A 1,653-nucleotide genomic window follows, 5' to 3' on the forward strand; every position below is an offset into this window, starting at 1 on the left:
GATGCGCGTCTGTTCCTTGAGAACTCAACAGTGTGCCAAGTAGTCGATGCCATATGGCCTGTCCCGTGTTGCGGGGTGGGTTGATGGTTGAGATGGAGGCCTGGTGCCCACCCCGTGGGTGGCTGGGTCTTTTATTGAAGCCGAATCTGATTGGACCTTCGGGTCTGTTCGTTGTGTTTGTTGCTGGCCTGCTTCGGTGGGTTGGTGGCGTTGGAACATTGACGGAGAGTTTGATTCTGGCTCAGGACGAACGCTGGCGGCGTGCTTAACACATGCAAGTCGAACGGTGAAGCCCAGCTTGCTGGGTGGATCAGTGGCGAACGGGTGAGTAACACGTGAGCAACCTGCCCCTGACTCTGGGATAAGCCTTGGAAACGAGGTCTAATACCGGATATGACGTCCCCATGCATGTGGGGGTGTGGAAAGAATTTCGGTCAGGGATGGGCTCGCGGCCTATCAGCTTGTTGGTGGGGTGATGGCCTACCAAGGCGACGACGGGTAGCCGGCCTGAGAGGGCGACCGGCCACACTGGGACTGAGACACGGCCCAGACTCCTACGGGAGGCAGCAGTGGGGAATATTGCACAATGGGCGCAAGCCTGATGCAGCGACGCCGCGTGAGGGATGACGGCCTTCGGGTTGTAAACCTCTTTCAGCAGGGAAGAAGCGCAAGTGACGGTACCTGCAGAAGAAGCGCCGGCTAACTACGTGCCAGCAGCCGCGGTGATACGTAGGGCGCAAGCGTTGTCCGGAATTATTGGGCGTAAAGAGCTCGTAGGCGGTCAGTCGCGTCTGCTGTGAAAACTCGAGGCTCAACCTCGGGCTTGCAGTGGGTACGGGCTGACTAGAGTGCGGTAGGGGTGACTGGAATTCCTGGTGTAGCGGTGGAATGCGCAGATATCAGGAGGAACACCGATGGCGAAGGCAGGTCACTGGGCCGCAACTGACGCTGAGGAGCGAAAGCATGGGGAGCGAACAGGATTAGATACCCTGGTAGTCCATGCCGTAAACGTTGGGCACTAGGTGTGGGGTCCATTCCACGGATTCCGTGCCGCAGCTAACGCATTAAGTGCCCCGCCTGGGGAGTACGGCCGCAAGGCTAAAACTCAAAGAAATTGACGGGGGCCCGCACAAGCGGCGGAGCATGCGGATTAATTCGATGCAACGCGAAGAACCTTACCAAGGCTTGACATACACCGGAAAAGTGCAGAGATGTGCTCCCCGCAAGGTCGGTGTACAGGTGGTGCATGGTTGTCGTCAGCTCGTGTCGTGAGATGTTGGGTTAAGTCCCGCAACGAGCGCAACCCTCGTCCCATGTTGCCAGCGGGTTATGCCGGGGACTCATGGGAGACTGCCGGGGTCAACTCGGAGGAAGGTGGGGATGACGTCAAATCATCATGCCCCTTATGTCTTGGGCTTCACGCATGCTACAATGGCCGGTACAAAGGGCTGCGATACCGTAAGGTGGAGCGAATCCCAAAAAGCCGGTCTCAGTTCGGATTGGGGTCTGCAACTCGACCCCATGAAGTCGGAGTCGCTAGTAATCGCAGATCAGCAACGCTGCGGTGAATACGTTCCCGGGCCTTGTACACACCGCCCGTCAAGTCACGAAAGTCGGTAACACCCGAAGCCGGTGGCCCAACCCTTGGGGGGG

Annotated in this window: 1 rRNA gene; it reads left to right on the forward strand. The window is 58.2% G+C overall.

Annotated elements, in window-relative coordinates:
* The first annotated feature begins 218 nt into the window (after positions 1-218).
* A 16S ribosomal RNA gene (locus tag KIN34_RS16525) occupies positions 219-1,653 on the forward strand.

It is taken from the genome of Cellulomonas fulva, assembly GCF_018531375.1.
Lineage (GTDB): Bacteria > Actinomycetota > Actinomycetes > Actinomycetales > Cellulomonadaceae > Cellulomonas > Cellulomonas fulva.